This window comes from Pseudoalteromonas sp. Ld19, assembly GCF_045064135.1.
GTDB lineage: Bacteria > Pseudomonadota > Gammaproteobacteria > Enterobacterales > Alteromonadaceae > Pseudoalteromonas > Pseudoalteromonas aliena.
In genome coordinates, this window is record NZ_JBISHA010000004.1 from 1 (window position 1) to 1,278 (window position 1,278).

Annotated in this window: 1 protein-coding gene; it reads right to left on the reverse strand. The window is 47.7% G+C overall.

Annotation, left to right across the window (positions count from 1 at the left end):
- The coding region (locus ACJJVZ_RS00020; RefSeq protein ID WP_405621550.1) for a hypothetical protein at nucleotides 1-1,278 on the reverse strand (1,278 nt) is incomplete at both ends.

Here is a 1,278-nt window from a genome sequence, read left to right on the forward strand (position 1 = left end):
TTCCTCCTCTTCTTCTTTTCTTCCTTTTCCCTCTCTTCCTTCTCTCTCCCCCTTTCCTTTCTTTCCTTTCTTTTTCTCTCTTTTTTCCCTCTCCCTCTTTCTCCTCTTCTTCTTCTCCCTCCCCCCCCCTCTCTTTCTTCCTCTTCCCTTCCCCTTTCTTTTCCTCCCCTTTTTCCCTTTTCTTTTTCTTCCCTTTTTTCTCTCCTCTCTTCCCCCCCTCCCTTTCCCCTCTTCTCCTCCTTTCCTCCCCCTCTTCCTTCTCCCTCCTCCCCTCCTCCCTCCTCTTCCCCTCCTTTTTTTCTCCCCTCTTCTCCCCCTTCTTTTCTTCTTTTTCTTCCTCCCCTCTCCTTCCCTCTTTCTCTTCTTTTCTCCCTTCCTCCCTTCCTTCCTTCTCCCTCCTTTTCTCTCTTCCTTCTTTTTTCTTTTTTTTTTTTTCTCCCTCCTCTCTTTCCTCCCTTCCTTTTTTCTTCCCTCCCTCCCCCTTTTTTTCTTCTTTTCTTCTTCCTCCTTCTCTTTCTCCTTCTTCCTTTTTTCCTTTTCCGTCCTTTTGTCCGTTTTTTCTTTCCCCTTCCTCGCTCCCTGTCCTTCTCCCTTTTCTTGTCTTTCTTTTTTTCTCTTTTCTCCCTCCCTCTTTCTCTCCTCTCCCTTCTTTTCCTTTCCCTCTTTTTTCCCCCTCTCTCTCTCTTTTTTTCCTCCTCTCTGTCCCCTCTTTTCCCTTCCCCTCTCCTCCCCTCTCTTCCCCCTCCTCTTCTTTCCTCTTTTCCTTCCCTCCTCCTTTTCCCTCCCCTTCCTCCTCCTCTTTCCTCTCCCCCCCCTTTTTTCTCTTTTTTCCCCCCCTCCTTTCTTTCTTTTCCTTTCCCCCTCTTTTCCCCCTTCCCTCTTCCTTTTTTCCCTTAGCTGGCTTTCTTTTTTTTTTCCCTCTTCCCTCCTCTCCTCCCTTCCTTTCTCCCTCTCTCTTTCCCTCCTCCCTTCTCCCCCTTCTTCCTCCCCCCCTCCCCCTTTTTTCCTTCTCCCCTCCTTTTCCCTTTTTCTCCTTCCTTTTCTCCCTTTCCTCTTCCTTCCTTCCCTCTCCTTCCCCCTTCTCTCCTCCCCCCCCTTTTCTTCCTCCCCTTTTCCTTTCTTTTCTCTCCTTCTTTTTTCCTTTTTCCCTTCTCTTTTTCTTCTTCTCTTTCTTTTTTTTTCCTCTTTCCCTTTTCTTCTTTCTTCTCTTCTTCCTTTCCCCCTTCTTTCCCTCTTTTTTTCCCTCTTTTTCCTCCCTCCTCCTCCTTTTTCTGACAG